We start from the raw sequence: 23,348 nt of genomic DNA, 5'->3' as shown, positions 1-23,348 counted from the left end.
ATCCCCTCTATCGAATGCCAGCCATGCGCGCTCCGCATGACTGGTGGGATTTGGTACCGTATCTAGTCAGCTTGCCAGCGTTTCCTGCGCGATATATAGGGTCTCGCATCTTCCGATCAAGCATTTGTCAAGGTTTCGCCACATGGCAAAGATCAACGGTAACGAAATCCGGCCCGGGGTGATCCTGGAGCACGACGGCGGCCTCTGGGCTGCCGTGAAGGTGGAACACGTGAAGCCCGGCAAGGGCGGGGCCTTCGCGCAGGTGGAGCTGAAGAACCTCCGCGACGGGCGCAAGCTGAACGAACGTTTCCGCTCGGTCGACAAGGTCGATCAGGTCACGCTGGAGACCAAGGATCAGCAGTTCCTCTACGAGGCCGACGGCCTGCTGACCTTCATGGACAGCGAGACTTTCGAGCAGATCGAGCTGCCGGCTGACCTTCTCGGCGACCGCCGGCCGTTCCTCCAGGACGGCATGACCGCGACGATCCAGTATTACGGCGACGAGGCGCTGTCGGTGCAGATCCCGCAGAAGGTGACCTGCACGGTGATGGAGACCGAGCCGGTGGTGAACGGTCAGACGGCTGCGAAAAGCTTCAAGCCCGCCGTCCTGGACAACGGCGTGCGCATCATGGTGCCGCCGTTCATCGCGCAGGACGAGAAGATCGTCGTCCACACCGAGACCTTCGCCTATTCCGAGCGCGCCTGACCGGGGTTTCGCGCGCAAACCGCCCTGCATTGCCCGGGGCGGTTTTTTCATTTGCGGAATGCCCCGGGCGCCTACGCCCGGCAATACGTCCCGGGCGCCTACGCCCGGCGATACGTCCCGGGCGCCATCGCCCGAGGAGGCATCCATGATCCGAGAGATCTCCCCCGAAGACGCGGCGCAGCTGGTTCCGCTCAACACGCTCGTGCAGAACCTGCACGCGGCGGAATGCCCGCATATCTACCCAGCCGATCCCGATCCCGCGGCGCTGGCCGCGCACCTGGCGGCGACGCTTGCCCGCCCGGGCACCTTCGCGCTTGCCTGGGGTGCGCCGCCGCTGGGCTACGTTCTGGCCGAGGTGCAGGAGATCCCCGGCGACCTGCTGCGCCACCCGGCGCGCCGCGGGATGGTGCATCACATCTCGGTCGCGGCCACGGCGCGGCGGCAGGGTATCGGCCTCGCTCTGGTCGAGGCTGCCAAGGCGCGGTTTCGTGATGCCGGGGCCACCCATTGGGCCGTGACCTACCGCGTGTTCAATGACGCCTCGGCCGCGCTGATGGCGCGGGCAGGGGCGGCCCCGGGGCTGATCCTGGGAGAGGGGGCGCTCTGAACGCGCTGCCTCGATCCCTTGGGCCTTCGTCGGACGATGAGGGCCCGCAAGGGGCGGAAGAGGCGCCCGCGTGCCCAACGCCCTTGGCCTCGGCCCGCGCATTCGCTAGAGCATCAGGCAAAGCCGCGGCACTCCCCGCGCCAGCCTTCAGGACGACCCGATGACGATGGACAAGACCTTCAACGCTGCCGAGGCCGAGGCCCGGCTCTACGCCGACTGGGAAAGCTCGGGCGCCTTCAAGGCCGGCGCGAACGCGAAACCGGGGGCCGAGACCTTCTCCATCATGATCCCGCCGCCGAACGTGACCGGCAGCCTGCACATGGGGCATGCGTTCAACAACACGCTGCAGGACATCCTGATCCGCTGGCACCGGATGCGCGGGCATGACGTGCTGTGGCAGCCCGGGCAGGACCACGCGGGGATCGCCACGCAGATGGTTGTGGAACGCGAGCTGGCCAAGGACAAGTCGAACCAGACCCGCCGCGAGATGGGGCGCGAGGCGTTCCTGTCGAAGGTATGGGAGTGGAAGACCCAATCGGGCGGCACCATCGTCAACCAGTTGAAACGTCTGGGCGCGTCCTGCGACTGGTCGCGCAACGCCTTCACCATGTCGGGTGCCCCGGGCGCGCCGGCGGGCGAGGACGGCAACTTCCACGACGCGGTGATCAAGGTCTTCGTCGATCTCTACAACAAGGGCCTGATCTACCGCGGCAAGCGGCTGGTCAACTGGGATCCCCATTTCGAGACGGCGATCTCGGATCTCGAGGTCGAGAACATCGAGAAACCCGGCCACATGTGGCACTTCAAGTATCCGCTGGCGGGGGGCGAGACCTATCTCTACCAGGAGAAGGACGAGGACGGGAACGTCCTCTTCGAGGAGACCCGCGACTACATCTCGATCGCGACCACGCGGCCCGAGACGATGCTGGGCGATGGCGCGGTGGCGGTGCACCCCTCCGACACCCGCTATGCCCCGATCGTCGGCAAGCTGTGCGAGATCCCGGTGGGGCCGAAGGAGCATCGCCGCCTGATCCCGATCATCACCGACGAATACCCCGATCCGGCCTTCGGCTCGGGCGCGGTGAAGATCACCGGCGCGCATGATTTCAACGACTATCAGGTCGCCAAGCGCGGCGGCATCCCGATGTACCGCCTGATGAATACCTCGGCCCACATGCGCGACGACGGCGACGATTACGCCACCTGCGCGGCGCTGGCGATGTCGGTCGCCAAGGGCGAGACCACGCTGACCGAGCTTGAGGCCGACGCCGTCAACCTCGTCCCCGACGAGCTGCGCGGCCTCGACCGGTTCGCAGCGCGCGAGGCGGTGGTCAGGCAGATCACCGACGAGGGGCTGGCGGTCATGATCGCCAATCCCAAGGCGGGGGAAGAGGGCGAGCCCGAGACCATTCCTTACGTCGAATCGAAGCCGATCATGCAGCCCTTCGGCGACCGCTCGAAGGTCGTGATCGAGCCGATGCTGACAGACCAGTGGTTCGTCGCGACCGACAAGATCGTCGAACCGGCGCTTCAGGCCGTCCGCGATGGCATGGCGGCGCAGGAGGCGGGCACCTTCGATCCGGACGCGGGTTATACCCGGATCCTGCCCGAGCGCGACGCCAAGACTTATTTCCACTGGCTCGAGAACATTGAACCCTGGTGCATCTCCCGCCAGCTCTGGTGGGGCCACCAGATCCCGGTGTGGTACGGCCTCGGCATTCACCACACCCATTTCGTCGACGATGAGGGCGATGGCGATCTGGACGAGGTCGAGATGTTCCGCCTGCTGGTGGACGGTGCCTTCACCCAGCGCGACCTGACCCACCATTGCGCTGCCGATTTCGACGGCGTGGCCGCGCAGTTCCAGCACACGCTCTCGTTCCTGCCGACACCGCTTCAGGCCTGCCGCGTGGTCGAGGTCACCGACAAGGCCGCCGCGGTCCAGATGCTGACCCATGCGCTGGCGCGGTACGAGGTCGATCAGGATCCCACGCACCTCGTCTATCCGGTCTGGCAGGACCCGGATGTTCTTGACACCTGGTTCTCCTCGGGTCTCTGGCCGATCGGCACGCTGGGCTGGCCGGAAGAGACGGAAGAGCTGAAGAAATACTTCCCGACCGATGTCCTCGTCACCGGCTTCGACATCATCTTCTTCTGGGTTGCCCGGATGATGATGATGCAGCTGGCCGTGGTCGATCAGGTGCCGTTCCACACCGTCTATGTCCACGCCCTCGTCCGCGACGAGAAGGGCAAGAAGATGTCGAAGTCGCTCGGCAACGTCATCGACCCGCTGGAGCTGATCGACGAATATGGCGCGGATGCCGTGCGTTTCACCCTGACGGCCATGGCCGCCATGGGCCGCGACCTGAAACTTTCCACCCAGCGGGTCGCGGGCTACCGCAACTTCGGCACCAAGCTCTGGAACGCCACCCGCTTCGCCGAGATGAACGGCGTGTTCGAGGGTTACATCCCCGACGGCACGATCCCGCAGCCCGATGCCCGCGTGAACCGCTGGATCGTGGGCGAGACGGCGCGGGTGCGCGAAACCGTGGACGAGGCGCTCGGAAACTTCCGCTTCAACGACGCGGCCAACGCGCTTTACGCCTTCGTCTGGGGCAAGGTCTGCGACTGGTATGTCGAATTCGCCAAGCCGCTTTTCGATGACGAGGCGACGGCGGCCGAGACGCGCGCGACCATGGCCTGGGTTCTGGACCAGTGCTACACCCTCCTGCACCCGATCATGCCCTTCATCACCGAGGAGCTGTGGGACCTGACCGGAACCCGCGCGAAGAAGCTGGTGCATGCCGACTGGCCCGCCTACGGCGCCGAGCTGATCGACGCCAAGGCCGACCGAGAGATGAACTGGGTGATCGCGCTGGTCGAGGAGATCCGTTCCGCACGCGCCCAGATGCACGTGCCGGTGGGCCTCAAGCTCGACATGCTGCAACTGTCGCTCGACGACGCCGGGCAGGGCGCCTGGGCGCGCAACGAGGCGCTGATCAAGCGGATGGCGCGGATCGAAAGCCTGAGCGTGGCCGAGACCGCGCCGAAAGGGGCGATCACCGTCGCGGTCGAGGGCGGGACCTTCGCGATCCCGCTCGAGGGGATCATCGATATCGCCGAGGAAAAGGCCCGTCTGGCGAAGACGCTGGAGAAGCTGGAAAAGGACCTCGGCGGTCTGCGCGGCCGCCTGAAGAACCCGAAGTTCGTGGAAAGTGCCCCGGAGGACGTGGTCGAGGAAACCCGCGAACGCCTGGCGCAAGGCGAGGACGAGGCGGCCAAGCTCAGATCCGCGCTGGCGCGGCTGGCCGAGGTCGGCTGACCGCATCTTCTTCTGAGCGAAAATATCCTCGGGGGGGGCGCGGGGGGCAGACAGCCCCCCGCCTTGTCGCCACCCCCTGACCTGGCGCATCCCCCAGTTCTCCATTCCCCTGCCGCCGCGACGAGCAGCGGAGCGCCCGAGGAGCCCCTTGCACCGCACCGCGATTTCCGGTTCACATCGCTGCCATGACCGGACCCCGTTACACCGACCTCGTCGCCTCCCTTCCCTCCACCGTGCCCTTCGTCGGCCCCGAGACGCAGGAGCGCGAACGCGGCCGCCCCTTCGTCGCTCGCCTCGGCGCCAACGAATCCGTCTTCGGACCCTCGCCCAAAGCCATCGCGGCGATGCAGGCCGAGGCCGCCGAGGTCTGGAAATACGGTGACGCGCAGAACCACGACCTGCGCCACGCGCTTGCCGCCCATCACGGCATCGCGCCCGAGGCAATCATGGTGGGCGAGGGGATCGACGGTCTTCTGGGTTACCTCGTCCGGCTGGTCATCGGCCCCGGCGACGCTGTCGTCACCTCGGACGGCGCCTATCCCACCTTCAACTACCACGTCTCGGGCTTCGGCGGTGTGCTCCACAAGGTGCCCTACCGCGACGACCGCGAAGATCCCGAGGCGCTCATCGCGAGGGCGCGCGAGGTCGCGCCCAAGCTGATCTACCTCGCCAATCCCGACAATCCGATGGGCACCGCCCATTCCGCCGCCACCGTGCAGGCGATGATCGAGGCCGTGCCCGAGGGCAGCCTGATGATCCTCGACGAGGCCTATCTCGAATTCGCGCCCGAGGGGATCGCCCCGCCGATCGACACCGCGGATCCGCGGGTGATCCGCATGCGCACCTTTTCCAAGGGCTACGGCATGGCCGGCGCCCGCGTCGGCTATGCCATCGCGGAACCCTCGCTGGTCCGGGCCTTCGACAAGATTCGCAACCATTTCGGGATGACCCGGATCAGCCAGGCCGGTGCGCTGGCCGCGCTCGCCGATCAGGCCTATCTCGGCGAGGTGCGGGCCAAGGTGGCCACCGCGCGCGACCGGATCGCCGCGATCGCTGCCGAAAACGGCCTGACCACCCTGCCGTCGGCCACCAATTTCGTGGCCATCGACTGCGGCGCCGATGGTGCCTTCGCCCGCCGGGTGCTGGCCGGGCTGATCGCACGCGATGTATTCGTCCGGATGCCCTTCGTCGCGCCGCAGGACCGCTGCATCCGCGTCTCCTGCGGGCCCGAGGCGATGCTGGACGCCCTGGCCGAGGCGCTGCCCGGCGCGCTGGCCGAGGCGGCGGCCGCGCCGGTGTCCGGCTAGGGACGCGAAAGTTCGCAGCGCGGCGGTTCCCATCTGCCGGGCTGATGCGCCGGGCCGAAGTGCCGACGCTAGGCTTTTCTTAAGGCGACCGGCGTAGCTTCCTCGCGCAAACCGCGAGGGCGCCATGCACGGTCTCATCAATCGCTCGATCCAATCGTTCCTGAGGGATACCTACGGCGCCGCCCTCTGGCTTCGCGTTGCGCGCGGCGCCGGGCTGGACTTCGACAGTTTCGAACCCATGCTGCGCTACGACGATGCGCTGACCGGGGCGGTGCTGGCCTCGGCCACACGGATTCTCAACCGTCCGCTCGAGGGGGTGCTCGAGGATCTGGGAACCTATCTCGTCTCCCATCCCAACCTTGAGCCGCTGCGCCGGCTGCTTCGGTTCGGCGGGGTGACCTATCTCGACTTCCTGCAATCGCTCGACGATCTGCCGGGGAGGAGCCGGCTGGCGGTGCCCGATCTTGATCTGCCGCAGCTGGAGCTGATCGAGGAGGGCGGAGATCAGTTCACGCTGGTCTGCCGGGGCGGGCCGCGCGGGTTCGGCCTTGTCATGCTGGGCGTCCTGCGCGCCATGGCCGACGATTACGGTGCGCTGGTGCTGCTCGATGACAGCGGGGTGGCGACGACCCCGGCGAAGATGGCCACGGATCCCCCGGATCGTCCCGCCACGGGGGAGGAGGAACGGATCGCCATCAACCTGCTCGACCCGGCCCATGCGCTTGGCCGCCGGTTCGAACTTGCGGCGAGCGGGGGCGAGGCATGAGCGTGTCCGGGCCGATCCTGCCGCGCCCCGGCGACGGCTGTCCGCCCGGCTGTTCCGGCGCGCCGGAACCGCATACCGGGGCGGAGGCTGCCCTGGGCCTGACGCCCCGGGCGCTGGCGCGGCTGATGCCGATGTACCTTTGGCTGGGGACGGACGGCACGATCCGGGCCGCCGGGCCGACGCTGGCCAAGATCCTGGCCGTGCCGGACCTGCCGGGACGCGACTTCTTCGCGACCTTCCTGGTCAAGCGCCCGCGCGGGATCGCCGCGATCGGCGCGCTGGGACGTCATGCCGGCGCGCGCCTGCACCTGCAGCTGCGCGACGGGGCGCGGACCCCGTTTCGCGGCCTTGCGGTGCCGCTCGCCTGCGGCAAGGGCATGGTGGTGAACCTGTCCTTCGGCCTGGAGGTGGAGAAGGGGGTGCGCGACCACGCCCTGACCGACGCCGATTTCGCCCCCACGGACCTCGCCGTCGAGCTGTTGTACCTCACCGAGGCGAAGGCGCTCGTGATGGAGGAGCTGACCGATCTCACCCGCCGGCTGGAGGCGCGGCGCCGCCATGCCGAGGCCGAGGCGCAGACCGACACGCTGACCGGCCTTGCCAACCGCCGCCGCTTCGACCGGGCGCTGGGGGCGCTGATCCGACGCGGCACGCCGTTCGGGCTGATGCACCTCGACCTCGACTTCTTCAAGCAGGTGAACGACACGCTGGGCCATGCGGCGGGCGACCACGTGCTGCGCGCCGCCGCGCAACGGCTGCGTGCGGAGACACGGTCGGCGGACCTTCTGGCGCGGATCGGCGGGGACGAATTCGTGCTGTTGCTGCCGGGGATCGACCAGCCCGCGCGTCTGTCGGCGATCGCCGGCCGGATCGTCGAGCGGATCGGCCAGCCGATCGAATACCAGGGCCGCGATTGCCGCGTGTCGGCAAGTCTCGGGGTGGTGCGCTCATCCGACTATCCGCGCCCCGAGGCGGCGCGCTTGCTGGCCGATGCGGATGCCGCGCTCTACGCCTCGAAGCACGCGGGGCGCGGGCGGTGGACCTTTCACGAGGGGGCGTCGGGTGCTGCGGCCCTGCTAACGGAGCCGGAGGGGAAGGCGGGGGACGCGGCGGACCACAGGAAGCGGCCGACGGCGGGGGAGGCTGATCGGTAGGGTCCTTTCCCGGGCCAGCGGAGAGTGGAGAGCGTGGCGGCGGGGCGCTGCCCCCTGCACCCCCCGGGATATTTCCGCTCAGAAGAAAGCTGGGGGGTTGGGGTCTTTTCGCTGCGCGGGGGCGTGGGGGCGATGCGCAATCTCTCGCGCGGGGGGCGCGGCGCGGCTTGCAGCCCGGGCACAAGGTCTGTCACAAGCGAAACGGGGCGTGCGCGGCCGCCCGGACCACCTGACAGCAGCGGAGACCCGGCCATGAGCGGTTCCTTTTCCCGAAGCCAGACCACACGAAAGCCCGGCGTGACCGCCAGCTCCGGCGGCGTGGTCGCGGCACAACACGTGATCGCCGCGCGGGCCGGGGCCGATGTGCTGGCGGCGGGCGGCGACGCGGTGGACGCGGCGGTCGCGGTCAGCTTCGTCATCGGCGTGCTGGAGCCGTGGATGTCCGGGCCGTTCGGCGGCGGCGCGATGATGCTCTGGCGCGCGGACGAGGGGAAGGCGGAGGCGCTGAACTACGGCATGCGGTCTTCGCGCAAGCTCGATGTCGGGTTCTACCCGCTGGTGGGGCGTGGCAAGGCGTCGGACCTGTTTCCCTGGGCGCAGGTGTTCGACGACCGCAACGTCAAGGGTGCGACGGCGGTGGCGGTGCCGGGGGTCGTGGACGGCCTTGCAAAGGCGCATGCGCGCCATGGCCGGATGCCCTGGGCCGAATTGCTGACCCCGGCGATCGAGGCGGCCCGGCGCGGCCTGCATGTCGACTGGTACGCGGCGCTCATCATTTCCTCGGCCTGCCGAGAACTGTCGGAGGATCGGGATGCCGCTGCGCTGTTCCTCGAGGACGGCCAGTGGCCGCGCGGCTCGGGCTGGACGGCGCTGTCGGATGAACGCCTTGACCAGTCGCGCCATGCAGATACCCTGCAGCATCTGGCGATGGCCGGCCCGCGCGAGCTTTATGACGGTGATATCGGCGAATCCTTCGTCAAGGACGTCACCGCCAAGGGTGGTTTCATGAGCCGCGAGGACCTGACCGGCTATGAGGCCGAGTGGCAGGATCCGCTGGAAATCCCGTTCCGCGACGGTCGCCTCTGGGCGGTGCCGAAGATGACCGCGGGGCCGACGCTGGCCGACGCCATCGCGCATTGGCAGAAGGGCTATCCGCAGCACCGGGCCGGCGAGCCGGAGGCCTATGCCGCGCGCGCCGAGGGTCTGGATCAGGCGTACCGCACGCGGCTTGAGGGGATGGGCGACAACGAATCCCCCAAGGCGCCGGGCTGCACCACGCATTTCTCGATCGTCGACCGTCAGGGCAACATGGTGGCGATGACTCAGACGCTGCTGTCGCTCTTCGGGTCGCGCTGCGTCTCGCCCTCGACCGGCATGCTGATGAACAACGGCATCATGTGGTTCGACCCCGAGCCGGGACGGCCGAACTCCCTTGCGCCGGCCAAGAAGTGCCTGATGAACGTCTGCCCGGTGGTGGGCGAGGGGCAGGGCGGCCAGCGCCGGTTCGCGCTTGGCGCCAGCGGCGGGCGGAAGATCATGCCCGCGGTGGCGCAGATCGCGGCGGGGCTGATCGAGCAGGGGCAGTCCATGGCCGAGGCGATCGAGGCGCCGCGGATCGACGTCTCGGGCGGCGATCTGTGCATCGCGGACGAGCGCCTGGCCGGGCCGGCGCTGGCGGCGCTTTCGGGGGTGATGCAGACGGCGACGGCCAAGCGTCTGCCGTTCCCCTATGCCTTCGCCTGCCCTGCCGGCGTGATGCGCGAGGGCGATCGCAATTCGGGCACGACCGAGACCTTCTCGCCCTGGGGGGATGGCGCCACCGAGCCGGGGGCCTGAGCGGGAGAAACGCTCGGGGCCGGGGCGCGCTCTAGTCGCCGAAGCGGTCGATCAGGGTGCGTTCGAGCTGGCTTGAGAACTTGGCGGCGGCGACCGGAAGGGTCCGGCCCTTGAGCTGCCCGAGGTAGAGCCGCCCCTCGGGCACGTCGCGCCGGTCGAGCGGTCGCTTGACGATGCCGTCCTCGCCGTCGGTGCGGGGCAGGCCTACCGGGATCTGGAAGCCGACGATCTGTTCATGCGCGGGCAAGCGGCGCAGGAATTCGAAGGCGTCGGATTCCACCGCGGGGCGCAGCTCCACCGACGATTGCCGCACCGCGATGTCGATCAGGTGCCGCACGCCGTATTGCGCTGTCGGCATGGCGATCGGGAATTGCGCGCAATCGGCCAGCCGCACCGTCTCTTCCTGCGCGAGGGGGTGGTCGGGGGGCATCACCGCGTGGACGACTTGCCGCGCGGTGGCCAGCACCTGGACCTCGGCCAGCCGCGCCGGTTCGAACACCAGCGCGATGTCGACATCGTAGTCGATCAGCGCCTGTTCCGCGGCGGCCCGGTCACGCAGAAAGACCGAAAAGGTCACCTGAGGATGCGCAGCACGGTAAAGCGCGATCTGCTCGGGCAGGAAATACGGCAGCAGGGCCTGAGAGCAGGCGATCGCCACGTGGCCGCGACGCTCCCCCGCGAGGTCGGCGATGCGGGATTTCAGGCGCTCGAAATCCGACATCTGGGTGCGGATGTGGTGGATCAGAAGTTCGCCCGCCGTTGACAGCCTTACCCCACGCGGCAGCCGCTCGAAGATCGGCGTGCCAAGCTCTTCCTCCAGTGCCAGGACCCGGCGGTTGAGCGCGGTCGAGGTGATCGCCAGCGTCTCGGCCGCCTTCCGGATGGAGCCTGCGCGGGCGATCGCGTCGATGTAGTGCAGGGGCAGGAGGTGGCGCATGTGAAGAGTGGTGCAAATGTTGCAGCGGTCGGAGGGCAGCCTAGCAGAAAACCATGACGCGGCAAGCGTGGCGGCGGGCCCGGCTGTCGGGTCCGCCGTGACGTTCCTGAGTGATCAGTCGGTCGTGGTGAAGCGCCGGGCGAGGCCCGCGCCGCCCGCCAGCACGATGATGACCGCGCCGTAAAGATAGGTCGTCAGCGTCAGCCCCAGCTGGGGCATGGCGATGCCGGCCGCAAGTGCGGGCAGGCCGAAGGCGGTGTAGCTGAGCGTGAACAATGCGGCGAACAGTTCTCCGCGTTCGCCGGCGCCCACGGTGGGCGCGATGGAGCGCATGACGCCGTAGAAGCTGGCGCCGAAGCCGAGCCCCGCGACGAGGACGCTGAGCGCGTAGAAGGCGAAGCTGCCCGAGGCGATCGCGGCCAGTGTCAGGAGGGTGCCGAGCGACAGGGCGGCGGTACCGGTCAGGGTGATCCGCCGCGGGGTCTGGCGCCGCAGCGCGAAGGCGGCCAGGGCACCCGCGCCCGACAGCAGGGTAACCACGGCGCCCTGCGCCACGGCATCGGTCTGGCCGAAAACCCGCGCCACGATCGGGGCGCCGAGCGAGAGGTAAAGGCCGCCTGTCGCCCAGCTTGCCACGATTGCCGGCGCGCCCCGGCGGAACGCGGCCCGCGCGCCCTGGGGCACGCCGATGCGGGGGCGGAGCGAGGCGATCAGCCCCTCGTGCCGGGGCGCGGTTTCGGGCGGAAGCCAGACCAGGGCGGCCAGTGCTGCGTAGGCCGCCGCCAGGATCTCGAATGTCGGTCCGCGCGGTGCGGGCAGATCCTCGATCACCGCCCCGGCGAAGAGGGCGCCAAGCGCGAGGCCGAGAAGCGGCGTCACCGAATTGCCCACTGCCGCCGCGCCGGGCCGGTCGGCGGGCTCCAGATCGGTCGAGGTGGCGGTCAGCGTCGACAGCAGAAGGCCACTCGCCATTCCCTGTATCACCCGCGTGATCAAGAGGGCGCCGACCGTGTCGGCACGGAGGAACCCGACCATGCTGGCCGCGAGCAGGAAGAACCCCACCGACAGCACCGGCCGGCGGCCCAGATGGTCCGAGACGCTGCCCGCCACCAGCAGCGTTGCCAGCAACGCGCCGGCGTAGATCGCGAAGATCCCGGTCATGGCGGCGGAGGAGAAGCCGATCTCCTGCTGCAGCACCGGGTAGAAGGGCGAGGGCGCGCTGGCGCCGGCCATCATGAGCAAGAGGCCTGCAAGGGTCAGCGCGAACCCGGCGCGTCCGCGGCGCGGGGCCGGACGGGCAGGGGGGCAGATGCTGGCGGACATGGGGCACCTTTCGGATTGGCGGCGCGTTCCGGGGCGGGATCGCGGCTAAGGTTCGAATCATTTCGAACCATTTTCTACTCGCCTTCGGTCCATGGTTCAACTATTGTCGAACCATGGATTCCGAGACACACTCCACGCGCGGCGCGGATCCCGCGCCTGGGCCCACGGTGCGCGATCATGCCGCATCCGGCCCGGAGCTGCCACATCCCGACCGCGCCGGGATCGACCTGTCGCAGGTGCTGTTCGCGCTAAGCGATCCGGGACGCCGCGCGATGGTGCGCCAATTGCAGGACGGCCCGCTTGAGGCGGCGGCCTGCACGCCGGCGGGAACCGACCTGCCGAAGGCCACGAAATCCCATATGCTCAAGGTCTTGCGCGAGGCGGGGGTGATACGGAACCTGCCCAATCCGCAGCGCCGCGGACGCATCCTTACGCTGCGCCGTGACGATCTGGAGGCGCGCTTTCCCGGCCTGATCGACGCGGTCCTGTCGGCCGACTCCCCCTCGGCGGGGGGCTGAGGCCTGCGCGCACCGGCACGGCCGGACGCGCGGAACCATTCGCGCCGCGGCAGGTTCATGGCGGTATGGACAGCATGCCCGCACAGACATCCCCCGAGGACGACGACCGCGCCGACGCGATTCAGGAGCCGGCCGAGGAACGTTCGGTCTTCAACGCCTCGCGCCTTTCCGCCCGGCTGATCTACGAGGTGATCCGCCGCGACGGCGAGGAGGAGCTGAACCGCCCGATCGTGTCGCTGATCTGGTCGGGGCTGGCCGCCGGAGTGCTGATCAGCCTGTCGGTGATCGCGCAGGCGGTGCTGCGCAAGGGGCTCCCCGACACGGAGTGGGCCGGCCTTGTGCAGAGCCTCGGCTATTCGGTGGGCTTCATGGTGGTGATCTTCGGCCGGATGCAGCTTTTCACCGAGAACACGATCACCACGGTGTTGCCCACGGTGGCCAACCGCTCGCTCGACTGTCTCCGGCGGATGGTGCGGCTGTGGTCGGTGGTGCTGGTCGCCAACGTGGTGGGCGCCATGATCGCATCGGGGTTCCTGCTGTTGCCGCATGTGATTCCGGGCGACCTCAGCGACAGCCTGCTCTCCGTCGCGCGGCATGGGGTCGAAGGCTCGGCGGCGCAGAACTTCTTTCGTGCGCTGCCCGCCGGGATCCTGATCGCCGCAGTGGTGTGGATCATGCCGGCGGCGCAGGGCAATTCCTTCTTCATCATCCTGGTGATGACCTGGCTGTTGTCGGCGGCGGGCTTTGCCCACGTGATCGCCGGTTCGGTCGAGGCGGGCCTGCTTCTGTGGCATGGCGAGGCGCCGCTCGGCGCGCTGGCGGGGCAGTTCTTTCTGCCGGTGCTGGCGGGTAACGTGGCTGGCGGCACCGCGGTCTTCACCCTGCTCACCTGGGGTCAGGTGAAGAACGAGGTGGCGGCGTCCTGAGCGCGGGGCGCGGCGGCGTTTCGCCTCGGCACTTTACTTTCGCGGCGATCCGTCCCACCCAAGGAGAACCGCCCGGCCCTCCATCGGGCGCGGGCAGAAGCGGGAGGAGGATCCGATGGACGCGCTGGTGCTGGAGGAAAAGGGGCGGCTGTCCCTGCGGGATTTCGAGATCGGCGGCACGATGGGGCCGCGGGACGTGCGGATCAGAACCCATACCGTGGGGATCTGCGGCTCGGACGTGCATTATTATACCCATGGCAAGATTGGCCCCTTCGTGGTGAATGCGCCGATGGTTCTTGGCCATGAGGCGGCGGGCACCGTGATCGCCGTGGGGGACGCGGTCTCCGGCCTTGCCCCGGGCGACAGGGTCTGCATGGAACCGGGTATTCCCGACCCGACGTCGCGGGCGTCGAAGATGGGGATCTACAACGTCGATCCCGCCGTGACCTTCTGGGCGACGCCGCCGGTGCACGGCTGCCTCACGCCCGAGGTGATCCATCCCGCCGCCTTCACCTACAAGCTCCCGGATAACGTGAGCTTCGCCGAGGGCGCGATGGTCGAGCCGTTCGCGATCGGCATGCAGGCGGCGCTCAGGGCGCGGATCCAGCCGGGCGACGTGGCGGTGGTGACCGGTGCCGGGCCGATCGGCATGATGGTGGCGCTGGCGGCGCTTGCAGGTGGATGCGCGCGGGTGATCGTCGCCGATCTGGCGCAACCCAAGCTGGACATCATCGGCGCATATGATGGCATCGAGACGGTGAACATCCGCGAGACGCCGGTGGCCGAGGCGGTGGCGGCGATGACTGGCGGATGGGGCTGCGACGTGGTGTTCGAATGTTCGGGGGCGGCGCCGGCGATCTTGGGGCTGCCGGCGCTGGCCCGGCCCGGCGGCGCGGTGGTGCTGGTCGGCATGCCGGTCGATCCGGTGCCGATGGATATCGTCGGCCTCCAGGCGAAGGAGCTGCGGGTCGAGACGGTGTTCCGCTATGCCAACGTCTACGACCGGGCGATCGCGCTGATCGGATCCGGCAAGGTGAACCTCAAGCCGCTGATCTCGGCGACCCTGCCGTTTGCCGATGCCGTTGCGGCGTTCGACCGGGCGGTCGAGGGGCGGCCCACCGACGTCAAGCTGCAGATCCGGATGCCGGATTGACGCGCGGGGCAGGCCGGGTGGCCCTGTCGGCCGCCCCGTCGCCCCTCTGGACGCTTCGAATCGGCCTGTTTTTTGGGCGATTGCACAAAACTTCCGGTCACAATCTGCTGATCCGGGCCCGTCCGCGATGTTTTTCGCAGCGGGTTCCGCCGCAAGACTCCCCTGAGAACGGGCCCCGCGCCCAAACTGACGCGGAATTGCGCTTGATCCCCGCCATCGCTTAGGCTTGCATCAAGCCACCCGGAACGGCGGCGCGGAACGCAGGTTGCGCGACACGTGACTGGCCGGGTCGCCGGCCCCAGGATGGAGAAGTGAATGCCCGCACGACCCGCGACGTCCCAGCCCGCTCCGCAAGGTGGGGCGGCCCCCCGTCCCGGATCCGCGCCCGCCGCGGGCAACAGCCAGCGCATGGACGTGCGGCTTGAAAACGTCACCAAGAGCTATGGTCCGGTCACCGCCGTCGACGATCTGTCCTTGGTGATCGAGAGCGGCGAGTTCTTCAGCCTCCTTGGCTCCTCCGGCTGCGGCAAGACCACGACGCTGTCGATGGTCGGCGGCTTCCAGGAGCCGACCTCGGGCCACATCTACCTTGGCGGCACCGACGTGAGCCGCCTGCCGCCCTACAAGCGCGACGTGAACACGGTGTTCCAGTCCTACGCGCTTTTCCCGCATCTAACGGTGGCCGAGAACGTCGCCTTCGGCCTGAAGCGAAAAAAGGTGCCGAAGTCGGAAATTGAAAGCCGTGTGGCCGAAATGATGCGGCTGGTGGACCTGAAAGGGTTTGAAAATCGCAAGCCCGCGCTTCTGTCGGGCGGCCAGCAGCAACGTGTCGCGCTGGCCCGCGCGCTGGTGAACCGGCCGAAACTTCTGCTTCTGGACGAACCGCTGGGCGCGCTCGACCTCAAGCTGCGCAAGCAGATGCAGATCGAGCTGAAGCGGATCCAGGTCGAGGTGGGGATCACCTTCCTCTACGTGACCCACGATCAGGAAGAGGCCATCGTGATGTCCGACCGCCTGGCCGTGATGTCGAAAGGCAAGATCGAACAGGTGGGCCCGCCCTCAGAGGTCTACGACCGCCCGGCGACGGAGTTTGTCGCGGGCTTCCTGGGCGCGTCGAACATGATGTGGGGCGAGGTATCGGGGCAGGCGGGCGACTACGTCGCGGTCAAGCTCGATGGCGGCGCGGTGCTTCAGGTTCCGGCGGCGGCGGCCGAGGGCCACGGCACGCGCCTGCGCCTTGGCGTGCGCCCCGAGAAGATCTCGGTTCTGCCGGTGTCGGAACCCGCGCGCGAGGGCTGGAACACGCTGGAGGGCACGGTGACGCTGAGCGTCTATACCGGCATCGGACATCAGTACACGATCCGCGATGCGGCCGGGCACGAGTTCGCGGCCTACGTGCAGAACTCCGAGGCCGCCCGCGGCCCGGACCGGGGCGAGGCGGTCAGGATTGCCTGGCGCCCCGAACACACCTTCGTGGTTGCGCCCGAGCAGGGCTGACCGCGGGGCAAAGACCCAAGATCAGAAGACCCAACAGGGAAATGAGGAGCGTACACATGACCGACGAGAAGACGCCCAAGAACCGCTATCGGCTGGATGACCCGGCGCTGATCCGCGGCCTGACCCAGCCCCGGATCTCGCGCCGCGGCATGCTGGCCGCCGGCGCCATGGGCATGGCCGCGATGGCGATGCCGCGGTTCGCGCGCGCGGATTCCGGCGCCAAGCCGACCCCGCTCGACGCCAAGTGGGAGAAGTGGTGGAAGGAGCAGAAGCCGACCAAGGAATTGGTCTTCGCCAACTGGCCCTACTACATGGACGTGACCGACGACGGCAAGGATCACCCCTCGCTCGACGAATTCACCAAGCAGAGCGGGATTGACGTCAAGTACCTCGAGGTCATCCAGGACAACGCGTCTTTCTACGCCAAGATCGCGCCGGTGCTGAAGTCGGGCCAGCCGATCGGCAACGACCTGATCGTCATGACCAACGGCTGGCAGCTGACCGAACTTCTGATGCAGGACTTCATGATCCCGCTGTGGCAGGAGAAGATCCCGAATTTCTTCAAGAACGCGAGCCCCTCGGTCATCAGCCCGTCCTATGACAAGGACAACAAGCATTCGATCGTCTGGCAGTCGGGCATGACCGGCATCGCCTATAACCCCAAGCTGACAGGGCGCGAGATCACCTCGTTCGAGGATCTCTTCGATCCCAAGTTCGCGGGCCACATCGGCATGTTCACCGACCTGAGCGAGCTCGGTTCGGCCGGCCTGCTGATGGCCGGGATCGACCCGACCACCTCGACCCCCGACGACTGGAAGAAGGCGGCCGCCAAGCTCGAGGAGCAGAAGAAGAAGGGTCTGGTGCGCCAGTACTACGACCAGTCCTACATCACCGCGCTGGAGAACGGCGACATCTGGCTGACTCAGGCGTGGTCGGGTGACGTGTTCCAGGCCAACGCCAAGGGCTTCAAGGACCTGAAGTTCATCATCCCGAAAGAGGGTGGGATGATCTGGCACGACAACATGATGATCCCGAAGGGCGCCAAGAACCCGCTGAGCGCGCTGGAATACATGAACTACTACTACACGCCGGAAGCGGCAGGCACGATCGAGGATTACATCAACTACATCTGCCCGGTGCCTGCGGCGCAGGCCTTTATCAAGGATCAGCTGAAAGATCCCGACGTGGCCGACAGCGAGCTCGTGTTCCCGTCCGACGAGATGTACGCCAAGGTGCACGAGTTCTACGCCTACAAGAGCTACGACGATTACCAGCTCTGGCAGTCGACCTTCAGCCCGATCGTCCAGGGCTGAGGCCGGCATGAGCGACCCCGTATCCGTGCGGCGGCTGGGCAGGGGGGCGGCGCCCTACCTGCTCAGCCTGCCGAGCTGGGCCTATCTGGCGGCTTTCTTCATCATTCCGCTGGTGTCGATGCTGTCGATGTCGCTGGCGAAGGGCAACCCGCTGGTGGGCTATGCCTTCGCCTGGAACTTCGCCGAATTCGGCAAGGCCGTGACGCAGTATAACACGCAGCTGATCCGGTCCTTCTGGTACGGGGCGCTTTCCACCTTCATCACGCTGGTCATCACCTATCCGGTGGCCTACTGGATCGCGTTCTACGGCGGCAAGCACAAGGGAACGTTCCTGTTCCTGATCCTGTTGCCGTTCTTCGTGAGCTTCGTGATCCGCACCCTGGCCTGGCAGTTCATCTTGTCTGACCAGGGGCTGCTTCTGGGCACGCTCAAGGCGCTGCACCTGCTTCCCAAGACGACCTATGTCCTGTCGACCCCGGCGGCGGTGGTGGGCGGGCTCGTCTACAACTCGGTGGCCTATTACATCCTGCCGCTCTACGTCGCGCTGGAAAAGGTCGACCGGCGGGTGGTGCGTGCGGCGGGCGACCTTTACGCCTCGCCCTCGGCGACCTTCTGGAAGGTGATCCTGCCGCTTTCGGCGCCGGGCATCTTCGCGGGGTTTCTTCTGGTCTTCGTGACCAACGTCGGCGATTTCGTCAACGCGGCGGTGCTGGGCGGGCCGGGCACCCGGATGATCGGCAACATCATCCAGTACAATTTCTTCGACGCGCAGAACTACCCGATGGCGGCGGCGCTGTCGTCGATCCTGATGTTCCTCCTGATCCTCGCGATCTACCTCTACGCCCGCGTCTTCGGCGCCGAGCAGATCCAGGAATACGCGGCATGAGCGGCGGGCTTGACGAAGGCCGGCAGAGCCCGGCGCGCTGGATCCTCGCGATCTACACCGGCGTGTTCCTGATCTACACGCTGGTGCCGATCGCGGTGATGATCGCGTTTTCCTTCAACCAGGCGCCGAACGGGCGGGTGAGCCTGCGCTGGCTGGGCTTCAGCCTCGACGGCTACCGCAACGCCTTCGCCATCGGCGACCTGACCACGGCGCTGATCCATTCCCTCGTGGTGGCGCTGGTGGCGATGGTGGTGTCGGTCGTGCTTGCGACGCCGCTGGCGATCGCCCTGGCGCGCTACCGCTACCGCGCCAAGACCGTGACCGACGTGGTGATCTTCGCCGATATCGCCGCGCCTGCGGTGGTGGTGGGGGCTTCTCTGCTGTCACTGTTCCTGACGCTGAACCTGCCACGGGGTCTGTTCACCATCTTCATCGCCCATATCGCCTTTGACGTGGCCTTCGCCGTGGTGGTGATCCGGGCGCGGGTGGCGACGCTCGACCGGTCCCTCGACCGGGCGGCGGCAGACCTGGGCGCGACGCCCTGGGTCGCGTTCTGGACGGTGACCTTCCCGCTCATCCTGCCGGGAATCGTGGGGGCCGGGATGCTGGCCTTCGCCCTCTCGATCGACGACCTGATCATCACCAGCTTCGTCGCAGGTCAGACGCTGACCTTCCCGCTCTGGGTCTACGGCGCGGTGAAGACCGGGATCCCGCCGCAGGTCTTCGTGCTGTCGACGCTGATCTTCGTGGGCGGCGCGGCACTGGCGGTGGCGAATTCCATTGTCGCGCACCGGTCGGGGCGCAGCTGACGGGGTGTAGATGACGGGCGTGCCCGTTCCTGTCTTCTTGACCGCGCCCGATACCACTGGCGCGGTTAACCGATCATAAGGACATCGCTCTTAGGGTGCCGCGGAACCGCAGCATCCGATGAGTGAGTCCCATGAAGAATTTTCTGGCCCCGATTGCCGCGCTCCTGCTCGGCGGTGCCCTGTGCGCGGCCTCCGCCGGCAGCGCCGCCGCCGACAACGATTTCGCACCGCAGATGCGGGCCGAACTGGCGAATACCCTGTCGCGCTGGATCGAGGATCCGGTGATCGTCGCCGCGGTCAAGGCGCAGAATGCGAAGACCGCCGGCTACGATCAGGCGAAGATCGACGCGCTCGATGCCGCCTGGAGCCACGAGGTGGGCAAGGAAGACACGCCCACGATCTCGCCCGTGCTCGACAATGCGGCCTCGCGTTTCCTGCGTGACAAGGTTGCCGCCTCGGACGGCCGGATCATCGAGGTGTTCGTGATGGATGCCAAGGGACTGAACGTGGCCGCCGCGGCGCCGACCTCGGATTACTGGCAGGGCGACGAGGCGAAGTTCCAGAACAGCTTCGGCAAGGGCAAGGACGGTGTCGACATCGGCGATGTCGAGTTCGACGAGAGCAGCCAGACCTACCTCGCCCAGATCTCCAGCACGATCACCGACCCCGAGAGCGGCACGCCGATCGGCGCGATCACCATCGGCCTGAACACCGAGGCGCTGCAGTAACCGCCGCTCCGACGGCCCGCCCGGCCGTGCCCTCCTCCGCCCCGCCTCGTCGAGGAAAATTCACATGAAGTATCTCAACCCCTTCAAGTCGATCTTCGGGCAGGGCCTCTTCGTGCTCCTGCTCTGTATCGGGGCGTCGACTGCGACGCTTGCGGTCCTGTCGCAGAAATCGGCCACCGGCCTTGCGCGGGGCGGCCTGCTGCACCGGGCGCAGGAGGTGACCGCGATGACCGCCGAACTCAGCGGCGGGGCGATCAAGTTCGGCAAGGAAGAGATCCTGACCGGCATCCTCCAGAAAGCGGTCGACCTGTCGCAGACCGAGCAGGACGGCGCGCTGGCGATCGACGCAGAGGGCAAGACGCTTGCCAATATCGGCTACGATACCGATCAGATGGTGCAGCTGGCCGGGCTGGCCAAGGTCGCGGTGAAGACCGGCTTGCCGCAGGTCGGCGAGGACGGGCTCACTGTGGCCTACCCGGTGCGCTACGGCACCGCGGGCACCGTCGTTGGTGCCGTGTCGGCGCATTGGAACATGATGGCCTCGGGCAACATCCTGAGGGAGAACCGTTTCCGTGACCTCGCCGCGACGGGGGGGGTGTTCCTCGGCACGATGATCCTGGGGCTGGTCGTGCTGTCCTTCGGGATGGCACGACCGCTGGAGCGGATGCGCGGTGCGGTGCGCCGGATCGCCGAGGGGGATTACACCTCCGATGTGCCGGGCCGCGGGCGCGGCGACGAGGTGGGCGAGATCGCCCGTGCACTGGAGGAGCTGCGCGTTCAACTCGCCCAGGCCGAGGCGGCCACCGTCGAAGCCCGTTACAAGGGGGCGGCCTTCGAAGGATCCTCGGCGGCCCTGATGCTGATCGACAAGGATGGCATGGTGCGCCACGTGAACCCGGCGATGCAGCGTGTGCTGAACGATTTCGCACCCGCGATCCGCGCGGTCTCGCCGAAGTTCCAGCCCGACACCCTGATCGGCTCCGGCGTCGAGCAGTTCCACGCGGATCCGGGCCCGATGCGGCAGCTGATGGCCCAGTCCGAGAAGGGCGCCGCGACGATGACGCTGACGCTCGGCGGGCGCCGGCTGCAACTGACGACGGCGATGTTCCGCGATGGTGCGGGCGTCACGCTTGGGTCGGTGATGGAATGGAAAGACGTCACCGACGACGCGCTCAACGCCGCCATGCTGGACGCGATCAATGCCGATCAGTGCCGGGCGGAGTTCAGCGCCGATGGCAAGCTCGTCCTCTGCAATGCCCGCTTCGCCGAGGCGATGGCCAGTCCGGAGGAGGCCCTCGTCGGCGCCGGGCTCGACGATATGCGCATCGTCTCGGGCACGGAGAGGGACGAGGGGCTGGCGGCCCGTCTGGCGCGCGGCGAGCCGGCCCCGCGGCGGCTGTCGCTGCGCCGCCCCGACGGCGGCAGCGTCAGTTTCGACTGCGGCCTTGTCGCGGTCCGCGATCCAAAGGGCAAGGCCGAACGGCTGCTGTTCCTAGGCCGCGACGTGACCGCCGAGGAACGCCGTGTCGCCGCGGCCGAGGCCGCCCGTGTCGAGATGACGGAGGCGCAGGGGCGTGTCGTCGACGCGCTGCGCGTCGGCCTGCGCCGGATGCGCGAGGGTGACCTGACGCTGCAGATGTCGGAACCGTTCCCCGCGCAATACGAGGAACTGCGCGGCGACTACAACGCCACGCTCGAAACCCTGGCCCGCGCTCTGGGCGAGATTGCCGACAATGCGTCGAACATCTTCTCCGAGGCGCGCGACATCTCCTCGACCGCGGACCAGCTGTCGCGCCGGACCGAGAGCACCTCGGCCACGCTCGAGGAGACGGCGGCCGCGCTGGATCAGCTCACCGGCTCGGTCCGGACGGCGGCGGAACGCGCGGCCAAGGCCGACGACGAGGTCGGCGAGGCACGCCGGCGCGCTGAGAAGGGGGGCGAGGTGGTCGTCGAGACGGTGGAGGCGATGGACCGAATTTCCACCTCCTCGGACAAGATCGCATCGATCACCAATGTCATCGAGGATATCGCCTTCCAGACGAACCTTCTGGCCCTGAACGCGGGGGTGGAGGCGGCCCGTGCGGGTGAGGCGGGGCGCGGTTTCGCCGTCGTCGCCTCGGAGGTGCGGGCCCTGGCGCAGCGCTGTTCAGAGGCCGCACGCGAGATCAACGAGCTGATCGCCGATTCCGGCAGCCACGTGAAGCACGGCGTCGATCTCGTCGGCCAGACCGGCGAGGCGCTGCGCGAGATCGTTCGCTCGATCACCGGGATCAACAGCCTGGTGTCCGAGATCGCGGGATCCGCCCGCCAGCAGAGCGCGGGCCTGGCCGAGATCAACGCGGCGGTCAACGACCTCGACCAGTCGACCCAGCAGAACGCCGCGCGGCTGGAAGAGACGACGGCGGCCAGTCAGAGCCTGACGAACGACGCGATGTCGATGGTCGAGGCGGTGTCGCATTTCCAGATCGGGCGTACCACGGCCGCTGCCGAGACCGTGGTCTCCTTTGCCTCCCGCCGTGATCCGGGGCGCGCCGCCAGTGACGGCGGCACGACCGAGGGCGCGGACGCAAAGGATGCGGCCAAACCCGTCTCCAAATCCGCCACGAAACCCGTGGCGCAGCCGCAGTCGAAAACAGTGGCGCGGCCCCCCGCGGCACCTGCGCCGAAGGCTGCCGCGTCGGCGCCCGCACGGGCCGCCTCGCGGCTTGCCGTCGGCGCCGGCGATGAGCTGGTCGAAGCCGATCCCGACGGCTGGAGCGAATATTGAGGGCCGTGCCGGCAAGCCCGGAGCCGTCAGGGAGGGACGAGATGAAGACCGCAACCCGGCGGCATGACCGCGCCGCACAAGGGGAGATCTGTTGATGAACACGCTGTCCGAGCCCGCCACCGGACGGGTGCGCCACGTGATCCAGGGAAACTTCCTGGTATCGGGGGATCCCGCCGACACGTTCACTACGATCCTCGGGTCCTGCGTCGCGACCTGCCTTTGCGACCCGGTCGCTGGCGTAGGCGGGATGAACCACTTCCTTCTGCCGGAGGGCGGCCCGGGGCAGGGAGACCTGCTGCGCTATGGCCCCCAGGCGATGGAACTTCTGATCAACGAACTGCTGAAGGTGGGGGCGCGCAAGGCGCGGCTGGAGGCCAAGCTGTTTGGCGGTGCGCAGATGCACGATGGCCTGCAGGACATCGGCCGGGCGAATGCCGATTTCGCCCACCGGTTCCTGCAGACCGAAGGCATCGCGCTGCTCTCCGAAAGCCTGGGCGGGCGCCAGGGACGCAGGGTGCGTTTCTGGCCCGCGACGGGCCGGGCCCAGATCAAGCTGATGGAGGACTATGCCCGCATTCCGCAGGAACGCCCTGCCCCGTTCAAGAGCGCCCCGCCGGACGACGTCACCTTTTTCTGAAACCGGCGCGGCGGATCGCAGGCCCGGCAGGATGCGCCGAGCCAAAAGCCGAAGCCCGAACGCCGAAATACGAGCCCCAAAGACCGGATCCGAGCCGTGGACCGAACCACCAGACGGGCCCAGAGGGCCCAAAAGCCGAAGCCCGGATCCAGGTCG

Annotated in this window: 19 protein-coding genes; 17 read left to right on the top strand and 2 right to left on the bottom strand. The window is 68.0% G+C overall.

Annotated features, from left to right (window positions below; translation table 11 throughout):
* Positions 1–142: 142 nt before the first annotated feature.
* The 7 genes from efp (at position 143) to CVV76_RS21090 (ending at position 9,698) form a co-directional block, all read left to right on the top strand.
* The gene (gene efp, locus CVV76_RS21120; RefSeq protein ID WP_102226672.1) at positions 143–706 is read left to right on the top strand and encodes an elongation factor P; all 564 of its coding nucleotides are present in this window, start codon (positions 143–145) and stop codon (positions 704–706) included.
* 145 nt (positions 707–851) lie between these two features.
* Positions 852–1,313: a GNAT family N-acetyltransferase gene (locus tag CVV76_RS21115; RefSeq protein ID WP_158243211.1), complete on the top strand. Its 462-nt coding sequence runs from the start codon at positions 852–854 to the stop codon at positions 1,311–1,313.
* 160 nt (positions 1,314–1,473) lie between these two features.
* Positions 1,474–4,635: a valine--tRNA ligase gene (locus CVV76_RS21110; protein ID WP_102226670.1), complete on the top strand. Its 3,162-nt coding sequence runs from the start codon at positions 1,474–1,476 to the stop codon at positions 4,633–4,635.
* A gap of 185 nt (positions 4,636–4,820) precedes the next feature.
* Positions 4,821–5,942, top strand: a complete 1,122-nt coding sequence (locus CVV76_RS21105) for a pyridoxal phosphate-dependent aminotransferase (protein ID WP_102226669.1) — start codon at positions 4,821–4,823, stop codon at positions 5,940–5,942.
* A gap of 124 nt (positions 5,943–6,066) precedes the next feature.
* On the top strand, positions 6,067–6,708 hold the full coding sequence (locus CVV76_RS21100; RefSeq protein ID WP_102226668.1) for a heme NO-binding domain-containing protein: 642 nt from the start codon (positions 6,067–6,069) through the stop codon (positions 6,706–6,708).
* On the top strand, positions 6,705–7,862 hold the full coding sequence (locus tag CVV76_RS21095; protein WP_102226667.1) for a GGDEF domain-containing protein: 1,158 nt from the start codon (positions 6,705–6,707) through the stop codon (positions 7,860–7,862). The genes CVV76_RS21100 and CVV76_RS21095 overlap by 4 nt, the downstream gene beginning before the upstream one ends.
* Before the next feature lie 252 nt (positions 7,863–8,114).
* Positions 8,115–9,698: a gamma-glutamyltransferase gene (locus tag CVV76_RS21090; RefSeq protein ID WP_102226666.1), complete on the top strand. Its 1,584-nt coding sequence runs from the start codon at positions 8,115–8,117 to the stop codon at positions 9,696–9,698.
* A 31-nt stretch (positions 9,699–9,729) separates the two neighbouring features.
* On the opposite strand, the gene CVV76_RS21085 is transcribed toward CVV76_RS21090, so the two are convergent.
* Together CVV76_RS21085 and CVV76_RS21080 are read right to left on the bottom strand one after the other, a co-directional pair.
* Positions 9,730–10,635, bottom strand: a complete 906-nt coding sequence (locus CVV76_RS21085) for a LysR family transcriptional regulator (protein ID WP_102226665.1) — start codon at positions 10,633–10,635, stop codon at positions 9,730–9,732.
* A gap of 114 nt (positions 10,636–10,749) precedes the next feature.
* Positions 10,750–11,958, bottom strand: coding sequence for an MFS transporter (locus CVV76_RS21080; RefSeq protein ID WP_102226664.1), 1,209 nt, complete (start codon positions 11,956–11,958; stop codon positions 10,750–10,752).
* A 167-nt stretch (positions 11,959–12,125) separates the two neighbouring features.
* Here CVV76_RS21080 and CVV76_RS21075 point away from each other — a divergent pair, with 167 nt between their 5' ends.
* The 10 genes from CVV76_RS21075 (at position 12,126) to CVV76_RS21030 (ending at position 23,192) form a co-directional block, all read left to right on the top strand.
* Complete coding sequence (locus CVV76_RS21075; RefSeq protein WP_102226663.1) at positions 12,126–12,476, top strand: helix-turn-helix transcriptional regulator; 351 nt, start codon at positions 12,126–12,128, stop codon at positions 12,474–12,476.
* A 74-nt stretch (positions 12,477–12,550) separates the two neighbouring features.
* Entirely contained in the window at positions 12,551–13,402 is an 852-nt protein-coding gene (locus tag CVV76_RS21070) for a formate/nitrite transporter family protein (protein WP_102226679.1), read from the top strand.
* A gap of 115 nt (positions 13,403–13,517) precedes the next feature.
* Positions 13,518–14,555, top strand: a complete 1,038-nt coding sequence (locus CVV76_RS21065; protein WP_102226662.1) for an NAD(P)-dependent alcohol dehydrogenase — start codon at positions 13,518–13,520, stop codon at positions 14,553–14,555.
* 408 nt (positions 14,556–14,963) lie between these two features.
* Positions 14,964–16,052 carry an ABC transporter ATP-binding protein gene (locus CVV76_RS21060; protein ID WP_199178666.1) on the top strand — a complete coding sequence of 363 codons (1,089 nt, stop codon included), beginning with the start codon at positions 14,964–14,966 and terminating at the stop codon, positions 16,050–16,052.
* Between the two features lie 56 nt (positions 16,053–16,108).
* Complete coding sequence (locus CVV76_RS21055; protein WP_102226660.1) at positions 16,109–17,365, top strand: polyamine ABC transporter substrate-binding protein; 1,257 nt, start codon at positions 16,109–16,111, stop codon at positions 17,363–17,365.
* Between the two features lie 7 nt (positions 17,366–17,372).
* Positions 17,373–18,251, top strand: coding sequence for an ABC transporter permease (locus CVV76_RS21050; RefSeq protein ID WP_102226659.1), 879 nt, complete (start codon positions 17,373–17,375; stop codon positions 18,249–18,251).
* Positions 18,248–19,060: an ABC transporter permease gene (locus CVV76_RS21045; RefSeq protein ID WP_102226658.1), complete on the top strand. Its 813-nt coding sequence runs from the start codon at positions 18,248–18,250 to the stop codon at positions 19,058–19,060. Before CVV76_RS21050 ends, CVV76_RS21045 begins: the two co-directional genes overlap by 4 nt.
* A gap of 131 nt (positions 19,061–19,191) precedes the next feature.
* Positions 19,192–19,788 (top strand): hypothetical protein, encoded by a 597-nt coding sequence (locus CVV76_RS21040; protein WP_233193072.1) that lies wholly within the window; start codon positions 19,192–19,194, stop codon positions 19,786–19,788.
* A 64-nt stretch (positions 19,789–19,852) separates the two neighbouring features.
* Positions 19,853–22,555, top strand: coding sequence for a methyl-accepting chemotaxis protein (locus CVV76_RS21035; protein ID WP_102226657.1), 2,703 nt, complete (start codon positions 19,853–19,855; stop codon positions 22,553–22,555).
* Between the two features lie 94 nt (positions 22,556–22,649).
* Positions 22,650–23,192 carry a chemotaxis protein CheD gene (locus CVV76_RS21030; protein WP_102226656.1) on the top strand — a complete coding sequence of 181 codons (543 nt, stop codon included), beginning with the start codon at positions 22,650–22,652 and terminating at the stop codon, positions 23,190–23,192.
* The last annotated feature ends 156 nt before the right edge of the window (positions 23,193–23,348 follow it).

The sequence above is a fragment of the Acidimangrovimonas sediminis genome, from assembly GCF_002871005.1.
Taxonomy (GTDB): Bacteria; Pseudomonadota; Alphaproteobacteria; order Rhodobacterales; family Rhodobacteraceae; genus Acidimangrovimonas; species Acidimangrovimonas sediminis.
This window is presented reverse-complemented; position numbering and strand designations above follow the sequence as displayed.